At 39.3% G+C, this 22,016-nt stretch carries 22 protein-coding genes and 2 tRNA genes; 17 read left to right on the top strand and 7 right to left on the bottom strand.

The genetic code is table 11. The annotated features are described in order from the left end of the window. Positions 1–6: 6 nt before the first annotated feature. The 8 genes from prfA (at position 7) to L0B53_RS17700 (ending at position 7,438) form a co-directional block, all read left to right on the top strand. Positions 7–1,095 (top strand): peptide chain release factor 1, encoded by a 1,089-nt coding sequence (gene prfA, locus L0B53_RS17735; RefSeq protein WP_235060896.1) that lies wholly within the window; start codon positions 7–9, stop codon positions 1,093–1,095. 5 nt (positions 1,096–1,100) lie between these two features. Continuing rightward, complete coding sequence (gene prmC, locus L0B53_RS17730; protein ID WP_311197306.1) at positions 1,101–1,955, top strand: peptide chain release factor N(5)-glutamine methyltransferase; 855 nt, start codon at positions 1,101–1,103, stop codon at positions 1,953–1,955. A gap of 15 nt (positions 1,956–1,970) precedes the next feature. Then, the gene (locus L0B53_RS17725; protein WP_235060895.1) at positions 1,971–2,354 is read left to right on the top strand and encodes a SirB2 family protein; all 384 of its coding nucleotides are present in this window, start codon (positions 1,971–1,973) and stop codon (positions 2,352–2,354) included. 2 nt (positions 2,355–2,356) lie between these two features. Then, positions 2,357–3,166, top strand: a complete 810-nt coding sequence (locus tag L0B53_RS17720; RefSeq protein ID WP_235060894.1) for a SirB1 family protein — start codon at positions 2,357–2,359, stop codon at positions 3,164–3,166. Between the two features lie 37 nt (positions 3,167–3,203). Then, the gene (gene kdsA / locus L0B53_RS17715) at positions 3,204–4,058 is read left to right on the top strand and encodes a 3-deoxy-8-phosphooctulonate synthase (protein WP_235062296.1); all 855 of its coding nucleotides are present in this window, start codon (positions 3,204–3,206) and stop codon (positions 4,056–4,058) included. A 375-nt stretch (positions 4,059–4,433) separates the two neighbouring features. Next, the gene (gene ushA / locus L0B53_RS17710; protein WP_235062295.1) at positions 4,434–6,062 is read left to right on the top strand and encodes a bifunctional UDP-sugar hydrolase/5'-nucleotidase UshA; all 1,629 of its coding nucleotides are present in this window, start codon (positions 4,434–4,436) and stop codon (positions 6,060–6,062) included. Between the two features lie 256 nt (positions 6,063–6,318). Then, on the top strand, positions 6,319–6,792 hold the full coding sequence (gene ybaK / locus L0B53_RS17705) for a Cys-tRNA(Pro) deacylase (RefSeq protein ID WP_235060893.1): 474 nt from the start codon (positions 6,319–6,321) through the stop codon (positions 6,790–6,792). Positions 6,793–6,823: 31 nt separating this feature from the next. Further along, positions 6,824–7,438, top strand: coding sequence for a LysE family translocator (locus L0B53_RS17700; RefSeq protein WP_235060892.1), 615 nt, complete (start codon positions 6,824–6,826; stop codon positions 7,436–7,438). A 215-nt stretch (positions 7,439–7,653) separates the two neighbouring features. Here L0B53_RS17700 and smrA read toward each other — a convergent pair whose 3' ends face one another. From smrA to L0B53_RS17685, 3 genes are all read right to left on the bottom strand, one after another. Further along, positions 7,654–8,238, bottom strand: a complete 585-nt coding sequence (gene smrA, locus L0B53_RS17695; RefSeq protein WP_235060891.1) for a DNA endonuclease SmrA — start codon at positions 8,236–8,238, stop codon at positions 7,654–7,656. 76 nt (positions 8,239–8,314) lie between these two features. After that, a tRNA-Pro gene (locus L0B53_RS17690) sits at positions 8,315–8,391 on the bottom strand. Between the two features lie 55 nt (positions 8,392–8,446). Next, a tRNA-Pro gene (locus L0B53_RS17685) sits at positions 8,447–8,523 on the bottom strand. 365 nt (positions 8,524–8,888) lie between these two features. Between L0B53_RS17685 and L0B53_RS17680 the strand changes: the two genes are divergently transcribed. Continuing rightward, entirely contained in the window at positions 8,889–9,224 is a 336-nt protein-coding gene (locus L0B53_RS17680; RefSeq protein WP_235060890.1) for a helix-turn-helix domain-containing protein, read from the top strand. 154 nt (positions 9,225–9,378) lie between these two features. Continuing rightward, positions 9,379–9,780 carry a winged helix-turn-helix domain-containing protein gene (locus L0B53_RS17675; RefSeq protein ID WP_235060889.1) on the top strand — a complete coding sequence of 134 codons (402 nt, stop codon included), beginning with the start codon at positions 9,379–9,381 and terminating at the stop codon, positions 9,778–9,780. A gap of 384 nt (positions 9,781–10,164) precedes the next feature. On the opposite strand, the gene L0B53_RS17670 is transcribed toward L0B53_RS17675, so the two are convergent. Together L0B53_RS17670 and tesA are read right to left on the bottom strand one after the other, a co-directional pair. Next, positions 10,165–11,034, bottom strand: coding sequence for a tetratricopeptide repeat protein (locus tag L0B53_RS17670; RefSeq protein ID WP_235060888.1), 870 nt, complete (start codon positions 11,032–11,034; stop codon positions 10,165–10,167). A 367-nt stretch (positions 11,035–11,401) separates the two neighbouring features. Next, entirely contained in the window at positions 11,402–12,022 is a 621-nt protein-coding gene (gene tesA, locus L0B53_RS17665; protein ID WP_235060887.1) for a multifunctional acyl-CoA thioesterase I/protease I/lysophospholipase L1, read from the bottom strand. On the opposite strand from tesA, the gene L0B53_RS17660 reads away from it, so the two are divergent. Beyond that, on the top strand, positions 12,021–12,713 hold the full coding sequence (locus tag L0B53_RS17660) for an ABC transporter ATP-binding protein (protein ID WP_235060886.1): 693 nt from the start codon (positions 12,021–12,023) through the stop codon (positions 12,711–12,713). The two genes, tesA and L0B53_RS17660, sit on opposite strands and share 2 nt — an antisense overlap. Then, positions 12,710–15,133 (top strand): ABC transporter permease, encoded by a 2,424-nt coding sequence (locus L0B53_RS17655; RefSeq protein ID WP_235060885.1) that lies wholly within the window; start codon positions 12,710–12,712, stop codon positions 15,131–15,133. The genes L0B53_RS17660 and L0B53_RS17655 overlap by 4 nt, the downstream gene beginning before the upstream one ends. Positions 15,134–15,307: 174 nt before the next feature. Here the strand turns inward: L0B53_RS17655 and L0B53_RS17650 are convergent, their stop codons facing one another. Then, on the bottom strand, positions 15,308–16,201 hold the full coding sequence (locus tag L0B53_RS17650; RefSeq protein WP_235060884.1) for a TIGR01777 family oxidoreductase: 894 nt from the start codon (positions 16,199–16,201) through the stop codon (positions 15,308–15,310). Positions 16,202–16,402: 201 nt separating this feature from the next. Here L0B53_RS17650 and L0B53_RS17645 point away from each other — a divergent pair, with 201 nt between their 5' ends. The 5 genes from L0B53_RS17645 (at position 16,403) to yfcE (ending at position 19,557) form a co-directional block, all read left to right on the top strand. Further along, complete coding sequence (locus tag L0B53_RS17645; protein ID WP_235060883.1) at positions 16,403–17,137, top strand: DUF1538 domain-containing protein; 735 nt, start codon at positions 16,403–16,405, stop codon at positions 17,135–17,137. Next, on the top strand, positions 17,137–17,985 hold the full coding sequence (locus tag L0B53_RS17640; protein WP_409202844.1) for a DUF1538 domain-containing protein: 849 nt from the start codon (positions 17,137–17,139) through the stop codon (positions 17,983–17,985). Before L0B53_RS17645 ends, L0B53_RS17640 begins: the two co-directional genes overlap by 1 nt. 91 nt (positions 17,986–18,076) lie before the next feature. Continuing rightward, entirely contained in the window at positions 18,077–18,427 is a 351-nt protein-coding gene (locus L0B53_RS17635; RefSeq protein ID WP_235060881.1) for a P-II family nitrogen regulator, read from the top strand. Continuing rightward, positions 18,427–18,825 carry a CBS domain-containing protein gene (locus L0B53_RS17630; protein ID WP_235062294.1) on the top strand — a complete coding sequence of 133 codons (399 nt, stop codon included), beginning with the start codon at positions 18,427–18,429 and terminating at the stop codon, positions 18,823–18,825. Before L0B53_RS17635 ends, L0B53_RS17630 begins: the two co-directional genes overlap by 1 nt. 183 nt (positions 18,826–19,008) lie before the next feature. Beyond that, positions 19,009–19,557, top strand: coding sequence for a phosphodiesterase (gene yfcE / locus L0B53_RS17625; RefSeq protein ID WP_235060880.1), 549 nt, complete (start codon positions 19,009–19,011; stop codon positions 19,555–19,557). A gap of 189 nt (positions 19,558–19,746) precedes the next feature. Here yfcE and pta read toward each other — a convergent pair whose 3' ends face one another. Then, on the bottom strand, positions 19,747–21,888 hold the full coding sequence (gene pta / locus L0B53_RS17620; protein ID WP_235060879.1) for a phosphate acetyltransferase: 2,142 nt from the start codon (positions 21,886–21,888) through the stop codon (positions 19,747–19,749). Positions 21,889–22,016: the final 128 nt, after the last annotated feature.

Below are 22,016 nucleotides of genomic sequence, written 5' to 3'. Positions count from 1 at the left end.
CTAATTATGAAACCATCGATTCAATTAAAATTAGAAACACTAGCAGAACGCTACGAAGAAGTTCAGTACTTACTGGGTGATCCAGAAATTATTGGTGATCAAAACCGTTTCCGTGAATTATCAAAAGAGTATTCACAGTTAGAGGAAGTGACTAACTGTTTCAATGCTTTTAAGCAAGCTCAAGAAGATCTGATTGCAGCAAAAGAGATGCTGAAAGAAGATGATGAAGAGATGCGTGAAATGGCAAAAGATGAGATCAAAGAAGCAGATGCCGTCATTGAAAAGTTAAATGATGAACTGCAAATCTTATTGCTGCCAAAAGATCCTAATGATGGTAATAACTGTTTTGTTGAAATTCGTGCCGGTGCGGGCGGCGATGAAGCAGGTATTTTTGCCGGTAACTTATTCCGTATGTACTCAAAGTTTGCTGAGAAAAAAGGCTGGCGCGTTGAGGTGATGAGTGCCAATGCTTCAGAGCAAGGTGGCTATAAAGAGATGATCGCGAAAATTAGCGGTGATGGCGTTTATGGGACCATGAAGTTTGAATCTGGTGGTCACCGTGTTCAGCGTGTTCCTGAAACCGAATCTCAAGGTCGAGTTCACACTTCGGCCTGTACTGTGGCGATTATGCCTGAGATCCCTGAAGCCGACCTTCCAGAGATCAAAGCTTCTGATCTTAAAATTGATACTTTCCGTGCATCAGGTGCTGGTGGTCAGCACGTTAACACCACCGATTCTGCGATTCGTATTACTCACTTACCAACCGGTACGGTGGTTGAATGTCAGGATGAGCGTTCTCAGCATAAGAACAAAGCAAAAGCGATGTCGGTACTTGCAGCTCGTATTATTCAAGCTGAAGAAGCGCGTCGTGCAGAGGCTGTGTCAGATACTCGTCGTAACCTATTAGGTTCTGGTGATCGTTCAGATCGTATTCGTACTTATAACTATCCGCAAGGTCGTGTTTCGGATCACCGTATCAACTTAACACTATACCGTTTAAATGAAGTGTTAGAAGGTGATGTCGATTGCTTGATTCAACCTGTACTTCAAGAGTATCAAGCGGATCAGTTAGCTGCACTTTCTGAGAACCATTAATCATTATGATTAATACCATTGAAATGGTACAAAAAACGTCAGAGTCAAAACTTGCAGAAGCAGGCTTTGACTCTGCGCGTATTGATGTCTCGGTACTGTTATGCCATGTATTAGATAAACCATCGAGTTATCTTTTTACTTGGCCAGAAAGAGAGTTAACAGAATCGCAATTGACTCAATTAGAACAACTGATAACCCGGCGTTTAAGTGGTGAGCCCATTGCTTATATTGTTGGCTGGCGAGAGTTTTGGTCATTGCCTTTAAAAGTTTCACCTGCGACGTTAATACCACGCCCAGATACTGAACGTTTGGTTGAGTTAGCTCTCGATAAATTAACACCACAATGTCAGATTTTAGATTTAGGAACCGGTACAGGTGCGATTGCATTGGCGATTGCTAGCGAACGGCCGGATTGCCAAATCACAGGTATTGACCTTCAACCTGAAGCACAAATATTAGCTGACGAGAACAGAGAAAGACTCGAAATTAATAACTGTCAGTTTTTAGCCGGAAGTTGGTATCAACCATTAAAAAATAATCAAAAATTTCACATTATCGTGAGTAATCCCCCTTATATCGATCAAGATGATCCTCATCTCGCGCAAGGTGATGTGCGTTTTGAACCGTTAAGTGCGCTAGTCGCAGAGAATAAAGGATTAGCCGATCTAGATTATATTGTTGATAAAGGACGAGATTATTTACAACCGAAAGGTTGGATTTTACTTGAACATGGCTATCAACAAGGCGATGATGTCAGAGCGATACTCGAACAGTATGGCTATCAATATGTGGTGACTGAGCTAGATTATGCTGGTCATGGAAGAGTCACTGTGGGTCAATGGCCGGCAGCGAAAATTTAATAAAAGAGAAGTCAAATGTACGCAGCTGTTAAACATATTCATCTATTAGCTATTGCATTAAGTGTTACACTTTTTGTTTTTCGATATATATTATTAATGGCTAACTCTAAAATGTTAGAGAAGAAGTGGTTGAAAATCACCCCTCATATTACTGATACGGTTTTACTTGTATCGGGTATAACCCTGATTTTTATTACCGGCTTTATTCCGTTTACAACTTCAGCCGTTTGGTTAACAGAAAAAATTACTTGTGTCGGTGTTTATATTGCCCTTGGCTTTGTCACCTTCCACTATACCAACAATAAAGTATTTAAAACATTTGCTTTCTTAGGGGCGCTTGGCTGGTTATTTATGGCGGCGAAGTTAGCGATGATGAAAGTACCGATGTTCTTAGGATAAATATGTTTGATTTTGATAATGATGAACTAGATAACATGAGTCTTGTCGACGCTGGCTTAGCCGTTAGCGCGGAAATTAAATCATCGCTATCTCAGTCAATCGTTAAGAGAGAATTAGCTCAACTTGTCGAAGAGGCTGAGCAGAAATTATTAACAATCTCTGATAAGAGTGAGCAATTAGAAGGTTTAATCGAACTTTTTTATCGAGAGTGGGGATTTACAGGCGACTATCAAGAGTATTTTAAATCTGAAAATATCTTTCTTGATAGTGTCATTGAACGTCGTCGTGGGATCCCAGTGACTTTAGGTGCTATTTTCCTTTATTTAACAGAGAAATTAGATCTACCGGTTCAAGCCGTTAACTTTCCTACTCAATTAATATTGCGTGTCAATATCCCAGGAAAGTCAGCCAGTTTTATTAATCCATTTGATGGCAACGTGATCACTTCTCATTTATTGGAAGCTTGGTTAAAAGGGCATGAAGGGGCATTTGCAAAAGTCACTTCCGCTCATCTTCATCCAAGCAGTAATAGTAGTATTATTAGTCGTTGGCTGGGGGTGATGAAGAATATCTTGTTGGGTGAGCACCAGTTTGATTTGGCTCTACGCTGTAGTGATTTGGCGTTAATATTGAATCCTGATGATCCTTATGAAATTCGTGATCGTGGTTTTATTTTTCAGCAATTAGACTGTAATCACATTGCAGCATCTGACTTTGAGTACTTTATTGAACAGTGCCCAGATGACCCATCTATTGAGATTTTACGACTACAATTAAAAGCACTTTCTGAGCAAGGTGTCGTATTGCATTAATAATCATTGATACCAATTAATAAAGATAAGAGAGTAAATAATGAATCAGAAAATTGTAAAAGTTGGTGATATTGACGTAGCCAATGACAAGCCGTTTGTACTATTTGGTGGCATGAACGTGCTTGAATCACGTGATCTAGCGATGGAGATCTGTGAGCATTACGTTACAGTGACTGAGAAGTTGGGTATTCCTTACGTATTTAAAGCTTCTTTTGATAAAGCAAATCGCTCATCTGTTCACTCTTATCGTGGTCCAGGCATGGAAGAAGGTCTTAAGATCTTTGAAGAGTTAAAAGCTCAATTTGGTGTGAAAATTATTACCGATGTACATGAAATTGAACAAGCACAGCCTGTTGCAGAAGTGGTTGATGTGATTCAGCTTCCTGCATTCCTTGCTCGTCAAACAGATCTTGTTAAAGAGATGGCAAAAACAGGTGCTGTCATTAACGTGAAGAAACCTCAATTTATGAGCCCTGCTCAAGTGGGAAATATCGTTGAGAAGTTTGCTGAGTGTGATAACGAAAATATCATTCTTTGTGAGCGTGGTGCATGTATGGGTTATGATAACCTAGTTGTCGATATGCTTGGCTTTGGTGTAATGAAAAAAGCTTCACAAGGCAGCCCAATCATCTTTGATGTGACTCACTCTCTACAAATGCGTGATCCGTCTGGTGCCGCTTCTGGTGGACGTCGTGAGCAGACTGTTGAATTGGCACTGTCTGGTATGGCAACGGGGATTGCAGGTTTGTTTATGGAAGCACATCCATCACCAGATACTGCGCGTTGTGATGGACCATCAGCATTTCCACTGGATAAGCTAGAGCCATTTTTAGCACAAGTTAAACAGCTTGATGACTTGATCAAGGGCTTTGCTCCGATTGATGTGAAATAATCACTTTTAATGATTTTATAAAATAATGAGACCGATATTGTGATGATCGCAGTATCGGTTTTTTATTGCCTTTTTTATGGTGATTGTTCATAAATATAGCGGAAATAAGTGATCCCTTTAGCAATTTTAACAGAACAGTTTCGAGGAAAGCCCAAACGAATTTACAATATATATTCAAAATAATTGATGTTGCTAATAGGCGGCAATTGAGTAAGGCCCCATGAGTATAGGCGTACTATATGATTGAGGTGAGCGAGTGAAGCCAACAACCTAACGACTTCAAGTATGAAGGGTATAGCGATATGAATTTACACATATAATTAAATTAGGATAACAAGGATGAACAAACCTTCAAAACTGACCTTATCAATTGGTATGGCACTGTTAAGCTCAACAGTCGCAAGTACTGCGGTATTTGCAGAAACTGAATGGCAAGCAGATAAAACCTATAATATTACTATTTTGCATACTAATGATAACCACGGACGCTTCTGGCATAACCGTAATGGCGAATATGGAATGGCAGCGCGTAAAACGTTGATTGACCAGATCCGTCAAGAAGTACAAGCGCAAGGTGGGAGTGTATTGCTTCTTTCAGGTGGTGATATCAATACCGGCGTTCCTGAGTCTGACCTTCAAGATGCTGAACCTGATTTTAAAGGCATGAACCGTATCGGCTATGATGCGATGGCGTTAGGCAATCATGAGTTTGATAATCCGCTTGAGACGTTATTTAAACAGCGTGATTGGGCAAATTTTGCCATGCTTTCTGCCAATATTTACGATAAGCAAACAGGGAAGCGTTTATTTTCACCTTATAAAATTTTTAATAAGCAAGGGCTTAAAATCGCGGTTATCGGTTTAACCACAGAGGATACGCAAAAGATTGGTAACCCTGAATACATTAGCGGTCTAGACTTTAGAGATCCAAAAGCAGAAGCTAAAAAAGTGATTGCGGAGTTAAAAGCCAATGAAAAGCCTGATCTGATCATTGCAGCAACTCACATGGGACACTATGAGAACGACAAGCGCGGCGTGAATGCCCCAGGTGATGTTGCATTAGCTCGATACTTAGATGAAGGCGAGCTTGATATGATCGTAGGTGGCCACTCTCAAGAGCCTGTCTGTATGGAAGCGCCTAACTTAACCAATAAAAACTTTGCGCCTGGTGATGTATGTAAACCCGATAATCAAAATGGCACTTGGATTGTTCAAGCCTATGAGTGGGGGAAATTTGTTGGTCGTGCCGATTATGAATTTAAGAATGGCGAGCTAAACCTAGTGAGTTACGATCTTATCCCTGTCAATCTAAAGAAAAAAGTGATGGTTGATGGTAAAAAGCAGCGTGTCTTTATCGAAGATGAGATAGCTAAAGATCCAGAAATGGTCAAATTCTTGAAACCTTACCAAGAGAAAGGGCAAGAAGAGCTGAATATTAAAGTCTCTGAAATAGATCAAAAATTAGAAGGTGACCGTGATGTCGTTCGCTTTAAGCAAACTAATTTAGGCCGTTTGATTGCGACCTCTCATATGGAGCGAGCAAAAGCAGATTTTGCCGTAATGAACTCCGGTGGGGTACGTGATTCTATTATAGCGGGTGATGTGACTTATAAAGATATTCTTAAAGTACAACCATTTGGCAATATTGTCACTTATGTTGATATGACCGGTGCTGAAGTTAAAGAGTATCTGCAAGTGGTGGCAACAAAACCAGTTGATTCTGGAGCGTATGCACAGTTTGCTGGCGTTTCCATGACAGTTGAAGGCGATAAGGTTAGTGATATCGAGATTGGCGGAAAATCGCTGATAGAAGAAGAGACTTACCGCTTTACCGTGCCAAGCTTCAATGCTGCGGGTGGTGATGGTTATCCTAAAGTTGCTGATCACAAAGGTTATGTAAACACTGGCTTTGTTGATGCTGAAGTATTAAAAGAGTACTTATCAACTCACTCTCCAATAAAAGTGGAAGAGTTTGAACCTAAAGGTGAAGTCACTTATAAATAATGGGTGATTAAGCTCAAGTTACTGACTGTATATACCTAATTAATTTGGGTATGGTTTTTTATCTAGTTGTGACTGTAGATAATACGACTAAAGCCTCCTACCTTATGCGATTAGCTAAATGTTAGGAGGTTTTTTTGTTTCATTTTATGGTTTTATAACTAAATCAGATATTTTAATCTTTCCTGTTGAGATCAATAACCCAGAGGTATAAAGTTACTCGCTTCTCGTTATTAATTATTGATCTGTAAGGTAAGATATGACTCCAGCAATAAACCTAGCCAAAAAGAAGGCGATTCCTCATACCGTTCACCAATATCATCACGATAGTAATAATGAGAATTACGGTCAAGAAGCCGTCGAACAGTTAGGACAAGATCCAAAACGTGTTTTTAAAACATTGCTGTTCTCATTAAATGGTGATGTTAAAAAATTGGCCGTTGCAGTGGTACCCGTTAATGGAATGCTTGATTTGAAAGCAGCCGCAAAGGCTGTTGGTGCAAAAAAAGCAGAGATGGCCGATCCTAAATTAGCAGAGAAAGTGACGGGTTATATTGTCGGAGGGATCAGCCCACTTGGACAGAAGAAACGTTTACCGACAATTTTAGATCAGAGTGCTGAACAATTTGAGACAATTTTTGTCAGTGCGGGTAAACGCGGTTTAGAGATTGAATTGGCAGGGAACGATTTACTTACCTTAACCGGTGGTAGTTATGGAAAAATTGGGAAGTAGTTCTCAGTTTAAAAATAAAGGATGATAAAAAATGACATTTACAGTTTGGCTATCACTATTAGCAATCGCAATGTTAGGTGCAATGTCGCCAGGGCCTAGTTTGGCCGTCGTTGTTAAACACACATTAGCGAGTGGTCGAAGTCATGGGATTGCAACGGCTTGGAGTCATGCGCTTGGTGTGGGTTTGTATGCATTATTAACGCTTTTAGGGTTAGCCGTTGTACTGCATCAGTTTCCTTTAGTGTTTAATACGGTCGCCTATGCGGGTGCTGCTTATCTTGCATGGTTAGGCTATCAAGCACTCTCTTCAAAGGGTGGAATTGCCGATAAGCTAGCAGCTGGCGAGCCAGCAAGTTATAAAGAGGCGATGCGTGATGGAGCAATGATCTCATTATTAAATCCAAAACTTGCACTTTTCTTTATCGCACTATTTAGTCAATATGTTGCCATTGGCAGTGAATTGAGCAGCAGAGTAATTATTGTTGCCACACCTCTGATTGTGGATGGGTTGTGGTATACCTTTGTTGCATTTGTTTTATCACACTCCTTAATTCTTGATAAATTAAAGCAAAAAGCGGTTTGGATTGATCGTATCTCTGGGGCTATCTTGATTCTATTAGCGATTCGTGTGGTGTTTGTGATTTAAGCTATTTTTTAGAATAAAACAATAAAACAATAAAACCGATAGCTAGGAATTAGTTATCGGTTTTTTATTGCCTATGTCTAAAATAATTGGAGTTGCTAGTCGGCGGTAAGCGACTGAGCGTAGGCTCTACTTTTATGAATAAACGACTCAACGACTTTAAGTCAAAATATGAATGGGATGTCGAATAATGAGTTAAACCTAAATTAAGAGGGTAATTAACTACGACGAGCTTGATGATGCTCTCGATTATCAAGTTTCTTTGCTGCACTTTTCTTTAGCATCACATAGAGCGCCCCAGATCCTCCATGATGAGGTTGTGTCGAGTGGTAACACATAACCTCTTTAATTTGAGAAAGCCAGCTAGAGACATAACTCTTCATCATCGCGGGTGGAACGGCATTTGCGCCTTTGCCATGAATAATGATCACTGTACGAATATCTAATCGTTGAGATTGACGGAAAAAAGCCAGTATTTCTGAGCGAGCATTTTCCAGTGTCCGTTTATGGAGGTCTAAACGAGCTTGAATTGGGTATTTTCCTAATCTTAATTTACGATAAACCCCTTCTTGAACGCCATCTTGACGATAGCCAATAATTTCATTAGGCGCGAGCATTTTTGCGTTATCAAGAGAAAGGTATTCATTATCAATTTCTGAAAGGCTTATTGCAGCCAAACGACGAGCAAGTTGAGAGTCTTTGCTCATATTTGATTGTTTTTTAGGGGCGATCTGATTTTGCTCCAGGGGATCAATATCAGACATCATTTTTTGGAAGAGTGCTAAATCGTCGTGGTTAGTCATGGTCGTTCAAGAGCAAAATAAACAATAAATTAAGTATACAAAAAAAGCCTCGTTGTTGCCAACGAGGCTTATAAATTGGTCGGTGAAGAGGGATTCGAACCCCCGACCCTCTGGTCCCAAACCAGATGCGCTACCAAGCTGCGCTATTCACCGATAATTTTGTTAATACCGTCACTGAATTATTATCAGATAACCATATTATATTGTTTGGTCGGTGAAGAGGGATTCGAACCCCCGACCCTCTGGTCCCAAACCAGATGCGCTACCAAGCTGCGCTATTCACCGAACTCTCGTTGCACTATCGCGCTTCGAGGAGGCATATAATACCGAGCAAAATTATAATAACAAGCTATTTTTACTATTTTTTACTAATTTCACTACCAAGTGATTAAAATCAGAGCGATGATGATAAAAAAGCAGCACAATAGCGATTACATCTTGATTATCAATCTATTATTTAAACATTTTTGGAATCAGGATCACGAAAATTTCTAAGTACAACGATCATTGGTTATTTATAGTATAAGTAAAGTTAATACTGATAATTATTGATTATTATTTTTATTAATAATCAATATTGAATATTATTTAATTGTTCTCGCTGGAGAGCAACTTTTTCCTTATTTTTTAATATTTAGCAAAGTGAGAAAATGATGTCCGAAATTATTCAATTAGATTGTGATAAAAATATCCATTGCCTTTCATGTCCAGTTTATTGTAATAAAAATGGCGTTCATCTTAATGACAACTTTTTTAACTCCATTAGAATGAGTTCAAATGCTATGCGCGCTTGTTGTCTTTTTGAGACCAATATAAACAGTGTTTTACCTTATGATGATATTGTTCAGCATGTTTGGAATACCAAGTATATTGGAGCGAGTAGTCTCCCTGTTCTTATTAATGAAGTAAGAAAGGTTTTTAAAGAGAAAGAAATGAAAATCTTAAATGTAAGAGGCGTAGGTTATATTTTAATAAATAAGAAATAATAAACTTTATTTACTTTTCTATGATTTTATTTTTCTTATTAATTTTATCTAATTATTTTTAATTTTATATAATTTGATTACTTTAATTCTTGTTGTTAGTATTTGTTTGTTGTTACTAAATAATAACAAATAAATATTAAAAGGAGTTTTAGTCATGAATGATGGAATTATTTCAACAAAGTTTATTGAACTGCAAAGCGATTGTAAGGGGCGAGTTCACTGCGTCGGTTGTAAAGGGCTCGACTATGACTTTATTAAAGAAAGTGGTATTGAGGTCACTGTTGCGGAGAAAGATATTATGCTAACGATTGTTGGTAGTAGTCGAACAATGAAATGTAGTCTTTATGCAATTCGAGCACTCTGTTTATTAACGAATTCAATTAATAGACCGGTTTCAAAAGAGGAGTTAACGACACACATCTGGAATCGAAGTATCGTTAGTAGCAGTAGTTTACCGGTACTTATTTCAGAGTTGCGGGCATTAATTAGAAGTTCAAAATTCAGTTTAATTACGATTAGAAAGTATGGTTATGTCATGAGTATTGAACAAGATTAATAGTACTTATTTAGTTGAGCTGCACCTGATTTTATTAATTTAACTATCTTTTTACTATGACTATAAATATTAGCATGAATATTAGCATGAATATTAATTAATTTATCATTAATTAATAATGATAAAGGATAGGTGGGTTTTTTTAATCTTATTTTTTATTAATTATAAGTTAAAGTTAGTTATGTGTACCATAAAATAAGTGGTGTTGCTAGTAGATGGCAAGTGAATAAAGCCCCAATCATATAGTGCACCTATACTCATGGGGCCTCACTTGCTTGCCGCCTACTAATAACTCCAATTACTTTGCTATATATTATTAACGCTTGATTACGGATAAAAGCGTTAATAGTTCCAACAGGTTTACCGTCGTGAATTTATTTCCTGTTAATAAAGCAACGCATAAAGTTGACGGCGGAATTGACCGGTAATTGGGTTTTCTTGGCCTAATGCAGCCAGCATATCTATCATGGTTTTCTTCACTTCACCATCGAGAGCATTAAGGTCTTTACGAAGAATCGTAATCAGTAATTCTAAAGCCTCTTGCTGACGATTTACCTGACTATATTGAATAGCCAGTTGATAGTTTAAATCTTGATTCATTGGATCTTGTTCTAATTGTTGCTCAATTGCACGAATCTCTGGTGTATCTGCAGCTTGAGTATGCAATTCTAATTTAGCCACTAAACTCGCATATTGTGTATCTTGATCTTTCATCGTCACGGTAGCTAAAGTAACTTCAGCTTGATCATATTGTGCCGTCTCAATTAAGCACTCGGTTAATGCTAATGCAACTTGACCATTTTCTGGCTGCTGCTGGTATAACTGTTGTAATATCGGGAGAGCTTGTTGGAATTCACCTTGTTGTACTAATTGGAAGACTTGTTTTTGTAGTATCTCTTCAGCACTTGGTAAGTGTTTAGCTAGGAGCGATCGAATAGCCTGTTCCGTCTGAGCACCAGCAACCCCATCAGCAGCTTGGCCATTGATAAATACGGCTAACGTAGGAATACTTTGAATACCAAATTGGATGGCGAGTTCTTTATTTTGTTCACAATCTAAAAGAGCTAAAGTAAATGCACCGTTATATTCCATTGCTATTTTTTCAACAATGGTACGGATTTCCATGCTTTCTGGACTCATGGCTGCCCAACAAACTAAAACAACTGGTTTTTCCATTGATTGTTGTAGTACTGGTTGAAAGTTTTGAGCATTTAATTCGACAATAAACCCTTGTTGCGTCATCGCTTGTTCCATCTTTAATATCCGACTATTTATGAGCTGATATTAACTATATTGGGTTTAGAACTCATTTTTCAAGTCGTTAAACAATTAGAAAAAAACTGACAACGATAAAAAAACAGATAAAATTGATTTTTCCTAGTGACATATTAATAACTCATCAACCTTATAAATATAGATGCTGACTTCAAGTTACTCCGTTTTATGTTGTAACTAAAAATCATGATGCATAAGAGTAAATCTCACCGAGAGCACTAAAACTCAAGGTGAGGCAATTTAATGGGGTTATGATGTCAGAAAAATATTTCAGCAATATGACAATGGCTAATTTTTGATCATTTTATCATGAGCTAAATTCTTTTATTTAAAAAAAACTAGTATGTTAGTTAATGTAGGGCATCATCTGTTTCGACATATAGTCAGCGATCCAAGGTTGAGCTTCTGGTTTCGGGTGGAGATTATCACTCATCATTAATTCAGGTTTTATAATCACTTTTTCTAAAAAGAAGGGTAATAAGGGAATATTATTATTATTACTTATATTTATGAAAATTTTATTGAACATTTCGCTATAACGACGGCCATAATTAGGTGGAACGCGAATCTGCATGAGCATGACAGAAGTCTGCTGCTGTTGCGCTAGGGAAACTATCTGTTGTAGATTTTCGGCAATCGTTTTTGTTGGGAAGCCTCGTAAACCATCATTGGCACCCAGTTCAATTAATAGGTAATTAGGCTGGTGTTGTGTTAATAGCTCAGGTAATCTCGCTAATCCATTGCCTGTAGTATCACCTGAAATACTGGCATTAATTATTTTTATATCTTGATTGGATTGCCATTTTTCTTGTAACAGATATGGCCAGCTCTGTTCTATACTCATTTGATAACCGGCACTTAAGCTATCACCTAAAATTAGTAATGTTTTTTCGCCAATATCTCTATCTGTATTGGCATGACTGATAGGTGAAAGGATAAATAAAAGCAAAAAAAGGAATTTATACATGTCAACGCTCCCTATTATTAAAGCCACTAATGTAACCAAAACAGTGACCAGTGGGAATGAAAAATTAACAATTCTTAACAATCTATCCTTAGAAGTGATGACCGGAGAGACTGTTGCGCTAGTGGGTGTATCGGGAGCGGGGAAGTCAACCTTAATGTCTTTGCTCGCGGGATTGGATATACCGACATCCGGTGATATTGATTTAGTTGAACAACGTATTTCAAATCTTGATGATGAACAACGAGCAGCCATTCGTGCACAATCATTAGGGTTTGTATTTCAAAGTTTCCTATTAATTCCTTCTTTGACAGCCCTTGAAAACGTATTATTGCCTTCAACTTTACGAGGCGAAAAAGAAGATAAGAGACGTGCTCAAGAGTTATTAGCGGAAGTTGGATTAACTGGACGAGAACATCATTTACCAAGCCAACTTTCTGGCGGTGAACAACAACGTGTTGCGCTAGCTCGTGCCTTTATGATGCGACCAAATATTCTGTTTGCCGATGAGCCAACTGGGAATCTTGATCAACAGACAGCAGAGAAAATCATCTCGCTACTTTTTGCTTTAAATCGAGATCATGGCACGACATTGGTTCTTGTTACCCATGACAATCAGCTAGCTGCACGCTGCCACCGTATTTTCACCTTAAGTCAGGGGAACGTCACTGTTGCAGAGGGCAATGCAATATGAACAACCAAAACGTATTTTTATGGCGTTGGTCTTGGCGAGAACTTTATCAAGCCCAACTTTGGCCGATTGTGGTTGCATTAGCGTTAGTCATTGCGACGGTATTTGCAATTTCTGCATTGGCTGGGCGATTAAGTGTGGTACTGGAGCAGCAAAGCAGAACCTTGATGGCTGCTGATCAAGTATTGAAAACTTCAAATCCTATTTCACCTGAATTGATGATGAAAGGGGAGCAACTCGATCTGACTGAATCGTTTAAAACAAAGTTTAGCACGATGGCGTTTAGTGATGCACAGATGCAGTTGGTTAGTGTGACGGCAGTGGATGATAAATATCCATTACGTGGTGTACTCGAACTTAAATCACCTCAAGGGATTGTTAATAAAGTTTCTCAAGGTGAAGTGTGGCTATCGGCACAGTTATTTTCTCTTTTAGATGTTAAAGCCAATGATACCCTTTATATTGGGGATGCTGCATTAACGGTGAAAGGGCAGATTATTCAACAGCCTGAGCTTTCATTTAATCCATTTTCTCAACTTCCTTCCGTTTTTATTCATCAGCAAGATGTTGCCACCAGTAATGTTATTCAACCGGGCAGTCGGATCAGTTATTACTGGTTATTAGCCGGCTCTGATGACAATTTAAGTGAGATCAAGCAAGCTTATACACCAGTTGCAGGGGAGAGTTGGCGTGATAGTCAAACTCAATCACGTGGTAATGAGTTAATGCAGCGTGCGCAAAAGTATCTTTCATTAAGTATTACCTTAGTGATATTAATGGCGGGAGCAACACTGGCAATGACTTGTCATCATTATGTTGAGAGTCGAGTTGAAACCGTTGCCGTGCTAAAAAGTATGGGGGCATCCCGAAAGTGGGTGATTCGTTGGTTATTGCGCCAACTGTTGTTATTAATGAGTTGTGCGGTGGTACTTGGATTACTGCTCGGATTAGGATTAGAGGTGTTGATTCGCCAGCCTCTCTCGACAATGTTACCGGACACGCTACCACCGATAAATCTACTTTCGTGGATCATTGCCCCTATTGTGGCAATGATTGTGGCTTTACCCGCCCTGGGTTTACCGCTTTATCGGTTGTTAGCAACACCAGCATTAACTGTCATGCAGCGGGATATCAAAGTTAAAACCTCGATAATAACTAAAGTGATCTTTTTTGCTCTACCAACATTAAGTTTAATTTGGTGGTTTGGTAGCGATATTATTATGTGGCTAATTGCGATTATTTTGTTGCTTGTGTTGGCTTTTTTAGCAGCTGTTGGTGCTGGGTTAATTCGCTTGATTCAGCGCTTTCTTCCTACAACACCTGCGGTTAAATTAGCGATTAGTCGAATTAGTCGTTCAACATTAGCAACAGGAACTCAATTGAGTGCTTTATCTATCTCATTGATGTTGCTGGCGACATTATGGTTATTGCGCGGTGACTTAATTGCGGATTGGCAAAAAAGCCTGCCTGAAGATGCGCCTAACGTTTTTGCCATTAATATATCTCCAGCAGAAAGAGCGGATTATCTTACGGAGTTAGATAAAGCCGAAGTCCCTCGTTCTCAAAGCTTTCCCATGATTCGAGGTCGTATGATTGGAGTTAATGGGGAGGATATCAGTACGCGAGTTCAAGATCGTGAAGATGAAGGCGGGCAAGTCTTACGCAGAGAGTTGAACTTTACTTGGTTAGAGGCTATCCCAACCTATAATGAGCTTATTGAGGGAGAGTGGGGAGACAAGAGTGGCGTCTCTATTGAGTCCAGCATCGCTAAAAATCTTGGAATTAAAGTCGGCGATCAAATTGATTTTATTATTAGTGGTGAGTCGATTTCTGCTCCAGTCAATAGCATTCGTAAAGTTGAATGGCGTGATATGAAACCCAATTTTTATGTGATTTTCACACCCGATCTGTTGAAGCAATTTTCAATGGGAGAAATGCTAAGCTTCCGTATTGATGAACAAAACCCGCAATTATTAACGACTTTAGCACGAGACTTTCCGACGGTAACTCAGTTGGATATCCGTCAATTAATGGTGCGCATTCAGTTGATGATTGAACAGATATCTGCTGCACTTTCTGTGTTAGGTGCTGTTGGGGTTGTCAGTGGCTTATTATTGATGCTGGCAATTCTCCGTTTAAGCTTGGTACAACGACAGCAAGAGGTGAAGTTATATCGCTTATTGGGCAGTAGTCGCAAAAAGATCAGTGCAACGCTGAATTGGGAGTTTGGTGTCATAGCTGTGATGGCTGGTTTAATTGCGGTATTTGGTGCTGAAGCAACATTAGCTGTTGTCCTAAAATGGGGTTTTGAAATGACGCCCGTAATGCATCCTATATTGTGGCTTTTACTCCCATCACTTGCGGTTGGCCTGGTGTTATTTTCGGTTAGAGGTGCGATTAAGCGGTTGATTAACTTGAATTAACTGAATTAAGTTGTATCCAAAATAATGGGTGCTGCTAATAGGTGTTAAATGAGTGGTACCTCATGAGTATAGGTGAACGATATGATTGGGGGAATGAGTACAATCAACAACCTAGCAACTTAATGGCATAAGAGGCTTGAAGTTCCTTGTGAACTTTCAAGCCTTAACACCGAGCTATGATAATGTCTCTTTAAGAGCTGATCTTATTTCTGAATGACTAAATCGGAATCCGGCTTCTTGTAAGCGAACAGGGTGAATTTTTTGGCTCTCTAATAATAGGCAAGAGGCCTCACCTAACATCAATTCTAACATCCATTCTGGTGCTCTAAATAAGCATGGACGATGAAGTACAGACGCTAATGTTTTACTAAACTCTCGATTAGTGACAGGATTTGGTGCGGTAAAATTAAATGCGCCTTTGGCTTCTGTGTGTTGTAAAAGGAAGAGAATGCCTTTAATCATGTCATCGATATGGATCCAAGGGAAATATTGGTTCCCTGAGCCTAAAATAGCCCCCGCTGCAAATTGAAAAGAAGGTAGCATTTTTGCTAATGCCCCGCCTCTTTTACTCAAGACAATACCTGTTCTTAGCAAGCAAACACGCGTTTTTTCATTTTCAGCTTGTTTTGCAATACTTTCCCATTGGTGACAGACATTATAAGCAAAGCTTGATTGCACGGGTTCCGATGTTTCATCAATAATATTATTGCCATGGTCACCATAAATACCCACCGCAGATCCACTGATAAAAGTATGTGGTGGTTCAGAACTTTTTTTAAACAGTGCGACAAGCTGCTCAGTGATATTCCAACGACTACTACAAATGATATGTTTCTGATGACGACTCCAACGTTTATTGACTATTGGTTCTCCTGCTAAATTTATCACAGCATCAAAATCATTAAGATCATTGAGACAATCAAGATTGGAGATAATTCGAATATGATGACCAACTATTGGGTAGGCGTTATGAGGGTTTCTACTCATTACCGTTAATAGTTCTTGGTTTAAGTGGTGAACTAACTCTCGGCCAATAAAACCTGTACCACCCGTTAATAATATTCTCATAAATCCTCATCGCCCCTGACTGATAATAATAAAGATATTCTTGTTTCTGATAATCAGCAAGTTTTCTCCCCAATGAAATCATATTTAATCTTAAAGTTGGTTCTTTAGCTCAATTTAAAACAGTAAAGTCGTTAAGATAAGGACTATCCTTAATCATAGGGTATGCTACCTATTTTTTAAATCACGAGATAAGGAGAGTCAATGCAAGGAATCAAGACATTACTCTTTGCCTTATTGAGTAGTTTTCGTGATCTTATACCTATCATTATGGTGATCGGTTTCTTTCAATTAGTTGTTTTACAACAGCCACTCCCTAATATCACCTCTATCCTTATTGGATTATTGCTCGTTGTCTTTGGACTTACCTTTTTTATTTTTGGACTCGACATGGGACTATTTCCTATTGGTGAGTCGATGGCTCATGCACTGGCTCAAAAAGGAAGTATTTTCTGGTTAATTGTGTTTGCCTTCTGCTTAGGGTTTGGTACCACCATTGCAGAGCCTGCATTAACGGCGGTAGCTAATGAAGCTGCGAATGTTGCCGCTGAAGGTGGCGTTATTGTTAATCAGCTTAAAATAAAACAAGAGTACGCCGATGGTTTGCGTCTTACTGTGGCATTTTCTGTTGGTTTAGCGATTGTTATCGGCGTAATTCGAATTTTAAAAGGGTGGCCGATTCAATATTTGATTATTGGTGGTTACTGTTTAGTGATGATATTAACGTGGTTTGCACCAGAAACTATTATTGGAATCGCTTACGACTCTGGTGGTGTCACAACATCAACGATTACTGTTCCTCTAGTCACAGCTTTAGGTGTCGGTTTAGCAACGGTAATTAAAGGACGAAATCCAATGCTGGATGGCTTTGGTTTGATCGCTTTTGCTTCGCTTACACCGATGATCTTTGTGATGATCTATGGGATGGTGATGACATGATGGAGAGTACTTTCTTTACTCAATTAATATCGACATTTTTCTCAACGATTAGAGATGTCTTACCTATTGCAGCTATTTTATTGACCTTTCAATTGGTGATATTAAGGCGTCCTATTGCCAATGTTGGGCAAGTTATCCTTGGCTTTATTTACGTTATTATTGGGCTATCCCTTTTTTTGATGGGTTTAGAGTTGGCACTGTTTCCTTTAGGTGACATGATGGCCATGCAATTAACCGCGCCCTCATTTATTTATCCTGACGGTGTTATACCTGAGGATATTCATTGGCAAGACTATTATTGGGTCTATTTTTTTGCCGCAGCGATTGGTTTTAGTACCACGATTGCCGAACCCTCTCTTATCGCTGTTGCCATTAAAGCCAATCAAGTTTCAGGTGGCGCGATTGGAGTTAACGGATTAAGAGTTTCAGTTGCATTGGGTGTGGCGTTTGGCATTGCGCTAGGAAGTTATCGTATTGTTTCTGGCGATCCTATTCACTACTATATTCTTATTGGTTATTGTGTTGTGGTGCTACAAACCTTTGTCTCTCCCAAGTTTATTATCCCATTGGCTTATGACTCTGGCGGTGTTACAACCTCGACCGTGACTGTTCCTCTAGTGACCGCTTTAGGTTTAGGTTTAGCCTCAACGATACCGGGGCGAAATCCGGTTATTGATGGCTTTGGCTTAATCGCATTTGCCAGTCTATTCCCTATTATTTCTGTGATGGGTTATGCCCAAATTATTCAATGTTTAACCCGTGAATTTGAAAGTCATTCACTTGAAACAGAAATGGCTGATTCTAATGAATCGGTGGAAGATGAAAATGGAAAAAAATTGAACCATTAATTGTGAATCAAAAAGAGCCGATGAATTCGAAAATAGGCCATAAATCGGACGCTTCTTTTGATCCATTATCTGAAAAAAGAAGAGGTGAATAATGCGTTTTAAATTGATTATTGCATTTGTTGAAGATCATAAAACTGATACTGTTCTTTTAGCAGCAAGAACCGCGGGAGCCACTGGGGCGACGGTGATTAATCATGCTCGCGGAGAAGGGTTAATACAGAAGAAAACCTTTTTTGGTTTAACATTAGATGTACAACGGGATGTTATTTTATTGGTTGTTGAAGAGCACCTTTCGCGAGCTATTTTAGAGACAATTAATGAAAAAGGGGAGTTTGATACCTCTTCGGGACAGGGAATTGCAATACAAATTGATATTGAAGATGCAGTCGGTGTTGCTCACCAAATAGAGTCATTGACTAAAGTTGTTGAGGATCAAATATGATGAGTAACAGAGAAATTGTTCGAGTTGAAGATGTGATGCAGAGTGATGTTGTTATAATTAATGGGCTAATTACCATTGAAGAAGCGATTAAGCTGGCAAAGTCTCATCAGGTAAAAGCCCTGATTGTTGATAAACGGCACCCTGATGATGAATATGGCCTCTTATTGATGAATGATATTGCTAAAAAAGTGTTAGCCGTTGATCGCTCACCAGCGCGAACCAATGTGTATGAGATTATGTCTAAACCTGCACTCTCCGTCTCACCTGTGATGGATATTCGTTATTGTGCGAGACTTTTTGAGCGTTTTGGTATTAGTCGTGCACCAGTAATCAAAAATGGTGAAGTATTAGGAATGGTAAGTTATAACTCGATAGTCATCAATGGTATGACGGAGTAGCTTCAATTCAATCAATAATTAGGCATCTTAAATTATTAATAGGCGTGAATACTCCTAATAATTTTACCACTTCAAGTAAGATGGATGTAAATTGCAATAAAAGAGCTCATAAATGGCGTAGGGTTTTATTGAATGAATGCTTATACTTTATAAATTCTTATTATTTTCTATTTGGAGTTAACTGTGGATCTTTTTTTCGCCTCTGATCTTCATGGTTCATTGAGTGTCACTGAACAAATTATTGACCGTTATCGAAAAAGTGGAGCAACACGGCTTATCTTATTGGGTGATCTGCTAAATCATGGGCCTCGAAACTCGATCCCAGAAGGATATGAGCCCGCTAAAGTTGCTGAATTATTGAATCTATATAAAAATGAGATTATTGCTATTCGTGGTAATTGCGACAGTGAAGTCGATCAGATGCTATTAGATTTTCCGATTTTAAATGATGCCCACTCGTTATTACTTGCTAATGGAACTCGACTTTTTTTGACTCATGGGCACATTAATAATCCAGATAAACAGCCGCCATTAATGAATGGAGATGGTTTAGTTTATGGGCACACGCACATACCTGTTGCAGAGTGGCGTGAGGGTAAAGTCATTTTCAATCCCGGTTCACCAACATTCCCGAAAGGTGGTTATCCTGCGAGTTATGGTATTTTAAAAGATAATGAATTGCATGTGGTGGCATTAAGCGGCGAAGTGGTAAAATCAGTATCGTTATATTGACGTTTTTCGCTAAAGAAGTAAGAATTAAAGCAAGCTGTCGCTAAAGAAAGCATAGTGAAAGAAAGTAGCGTTAAATAAAGAAAAAGGTCAGGATCTTCACTGCATTTTAAAAGTAAAATGCTCGTTTGATCACTGACCTTTTTTTATTCACCCTCTACGGTTTAAGTCGTCAAGAGTGAAGTACGATGATTAGTCGTTTTGACTCGCTTGGATAGCTGTTAGTGCGATAGTGTAAACAATATCATCAACTAATGCACCACGAGATAAGTCATTTACTGGTTTACGCATGCCTTGAAGCATTGGACCAATAGAGACAAGATCAGCTGAACGCTGTACCGCTTTGTATGTTGTATTACCTGTGTTTAGGTCAGGGAATATAAATACGGTCGCTTTACCTGCAACTGGTGAGTTAGGCGCTTTAGATGCTGCCACGTTCTCCATGATTGCTGCATCGTACTGAAGAGGACCATCGATGATAAGATCAGGACGTTTCTCTTGAGCTAGTTTCGTCGCTTCACGTACTTTTTCAACATCAGCACCTTTACCAGATGTACCCGTTGAGTAAGAGATCATTGCTACGCGTGGCTCGATACCAAATGCCGTTGCAGAATCTGCTGACTGAATCGCGATTTCAGCAAGTTGCTCTGCCGTTGGATCTGGGTTGATCGCACAGTCACCATAAACCAATACTTGGTCAGGGAGTAGCATGAAGAAAACAGAAGATACGATAGATGCATCTGGTGCTGTCTTGATGATCTGGAACGGAGGAACAATGGTGTTTGCTGTGGTGTGTACTGCACCAGAAACAAGACCATCAACTTCACTATTCTCAAGCATCATCGTGCCAAGGAATACTGAATCTTGTAGCTTCTCTCGAGCAACAACTTCAGTCATCCCTTTTGCGCCACGTAGCTCAACTAGACGATTAACGTAGTTTTCTCGTACTGCTGCCGAATCAACGATATGAACGCCAGTACCAAGCTCAACACCTTGTTGTGCCGCAACACGCTTGATTTCATCTGGATTACCCACTAATACACATTCTGCAATACCGCGCTCAGCACAGATTGCTGCTGCTTTAATGGTACGTGGTTCATCACCTTCAGGAAGGACAATACGTTTGCCTGCGCGACGTGCAAATTCAGTTAACTGGTAACGGAATGCTGGTGGGCTTAGACGAAGTGACTTTTGTGTCCCTTCTGTCATTGATTCAATCCAGTTTGCATCGATGTGGCTTGCAACGTGTTCGTTGATGTATTCGATACGTTCTTTATCATCAGCAGGGACTTCTAAGTTGAAGCTCTGAAGATTTAAAGATGTTTGCCAAGTGTTACCTTGAGCTTTGAAGATGGGTAAACCTGATTCAAATGCTGGCTCACAAAGGTTCATGATCTCTTTAGGGATATCATAACCACCTGTAAGAAGTACAGCACCAATTTCAACACCGTTCATCGCAGCAAGTGCAGCAGCAACGATAACGTCTGGACGGTCAGCTGAAGTTACAAGTAATGAACCTGGCTTGAAATGTTCAATCATGTTTGGAAGAGAACGTGCACAGAATGTGATGCTCTTAATACGACGAGTATTAATATCACCTTCGTTAATGACTTCTGCATTTAAATGCTTCGCCATATCGATTGCGCGAGTGGCAATTAAATCGATACTCCAAGGCACACAACCAAGAACTCGGATCGGTGATGAGTTGAAGATCTCCATCACTTTTAGCTCATTCTGTTGTGCGCTGTCTGCATCATCAAAAATTTCAGATAGATCAGGACGAGTACGACCAGCATCATCAACAGGTGCATTTAACTTGTTGATAATAACGCCTGAAATATTCTTGTTTTTAGTACCACCAAAATTTGAACAAGCAACTTCAATACGCTCTTTAAGCTGAGTTGGGTTGTCTGTACCTGGGGTCGCAACTAATACGATCTCAGCGCCAAGAGTTGCAGCAACTTCAGCATTCACTTGGTTAGCAAATGGGTGCTTGCGAGTTGGAACTAAGCCTTCAATAAGCGTGACATCAGAATCGCTGTTGATCTGATTGTAACGTGCAACAATTGTTTCTAAAAGCTCATCCATGTTGTCGTTACCGATTAAGCTCTCAGCAACAGACATCTGTAATGGTTGACCTAGTTTAGTATCGTTATTCATATTAACGATAGTTGACGTTAGATCGGGTAGGTCGCCACCGCTACGAGGTTGAGCGATAGGTTTGTAGAATGAAACCTTAACACCTTTACGTTCCATGGTGCGGATGACACCCATGCTAACACTTGTTAGGCCGACGCCTGCGCTAGTAGGGATAAGCATAATAGTACGGGACATTAAGCAGTACCTTTAACAATAGAAATAAAAAGCCTAACTGCGTATTCCTTGCTCTTAATCGAATAACGAGAGATCTAGAATAGGAGTTAAGCCCCAGAGGTTAATAGAAAAACGGGTTAGCGATAAAG

This window comes from Vibrio sp. SS-MA-C1-2, from assembly GCF_021513135.1.
Classification (GTDB): Bacteria; Pseudomonadota; Gammaproteobacteria; order Enterobacterales; family Vibrionaceae.
This window is presented reverse-complemented; position numbering and strand designations above follow the sequence as displayed.

Bases quoted from the DNA above. Each gene is read 5' to 3' on its own strand.
- prfA (WP_235060896.1), top strand. From the start codon at position 7: ATGAAACCATCGATTCAATTAAAATTAGAAACACTAGCAGAACGCTAC.
- prmC (WP_311197306.1), top strand. From the start codon at position 1,101: ATGATTAATACCATTGAAATGGTACAAAAAACGTCAGAGTCAAAACTT.
- L0B53_RS17725 (WP_235060895.1), top strand. From the start codon at position 1,971: ATGTACGCAGCTGTTAAACATATTCATCTATTAGCTATTGCATTAAGT.
- L0B53_RS17720 (WP_235060894.1), top strand. From the start codon at position 2,357: ATGTTTGATTTTGATAATGATGAACTAGATAACATGAGTCTTGTCGAC.
- ushA (WP_235062295.1), top strand. From the start codon at position 4,434: ATGGCACTGTTAAGCTCAACAGTCGCAAGTACTGCGGTATTTGCAGAA.
- ybaK (WP_235060893.1), top strand. From the start codon at position 6,319: ATGACTCCAGCAATAAACCTAGCCAAAAAGAAGGCGATTCCTCATACC.
- L0B53_RS17700 (WP_235060892.1), top strand. From the start codon at position 6,824: ATGACATTTACAGTTTGGCTATCACTATTAGCAATCGCAATGTTAGGT.
- smrA (WP_235060891.1), bottom strand. From the start codon at position 8,238: ATGACTAACCACGACGATTTAGCACTCTTCCAAAAAATGATGTCTGAT.
- L0B53_RS17680 (WP_235060890.1), top strand. From the start codon at position 8,889: ATGATGTCCGAAATTATTCAATTAGATTGTGATAAAAATATCCATTGC.
- L0B53_RS17675 (WP_235060889.1), top strand. From the start codon at position 9,379: ATGAATGATGGAATTATTTCAACAAAGTTTATTGAACTGCAAAGCGAT.
- L0B53_RS17670 (WP_235060888.1), bottom strand. From the start codon at position 11,034: ATGGAACAAGCGATGACGCAACAAGGGTTTATTGTCGAATTAAATGCT.
- L0B53_RS17660 (WP_235060886.1), top strand. From the start codon at position 12,021: ATGTCAACGCTCCCTATTATTAAAGCCACTAATGTAACCAAAACAGTG.
- tesA (WP_235060887.1), bottom strand. From the start codon at position 12,022: ATGTATAAATTCCTTTTTTTGCTTTTATTTATCCTTTCACCTATCAGT.
- L0B53_RS17655 (WP_235060885.1), top strand. From the start codon at position 12,710: ATGAACAACCAAAACGTATTTTTATGGCGTTGGTCTTGGCGAGAACTT.
- L0B53_RS17650 (WP_235060884.1), bottom strand. From the start codon at position 16,201: ATGAGAATATTATTAACGGGTGGTACAGGTTTTATTGGCCGAGAGTTA.
- L0B53_RS17645 (WP_235060883.1), top strand. From the start codon at position 16,403: ATGCAAGGAATCAAGACATTACTCTTTGCCTTATTGAGTAGTTTTCGT.
- L0B53_RS17640 (WP_409202844.1), top strand. From the start codon at position 17,137: ATGGAGAGTACTTTCTTTACTCAATTAATATCGACATTTTTCTCAACG.
- L0B53_RS17635 (WP_235060881.1), top strand. From the start codon at position 18,077: ATGCGTTTTAAATTGATTATTGCATTTGTTGAAGATCATAAAACTGAT.
- L0B53_RS17630 (WP_235062294.1), top strand. From the start codon at position 18,427: ATGAGTAACAGAGAAATTGTTCGAGTTGAAGATGTGATGCAGAGTGAT.
- pta (WP_235060879.1), bottom strand. From the start codon at position 21,888: ATGTCCCGTACTATTATGCTTATCCCTACTAGCGCAGGCGTCGGCCTA.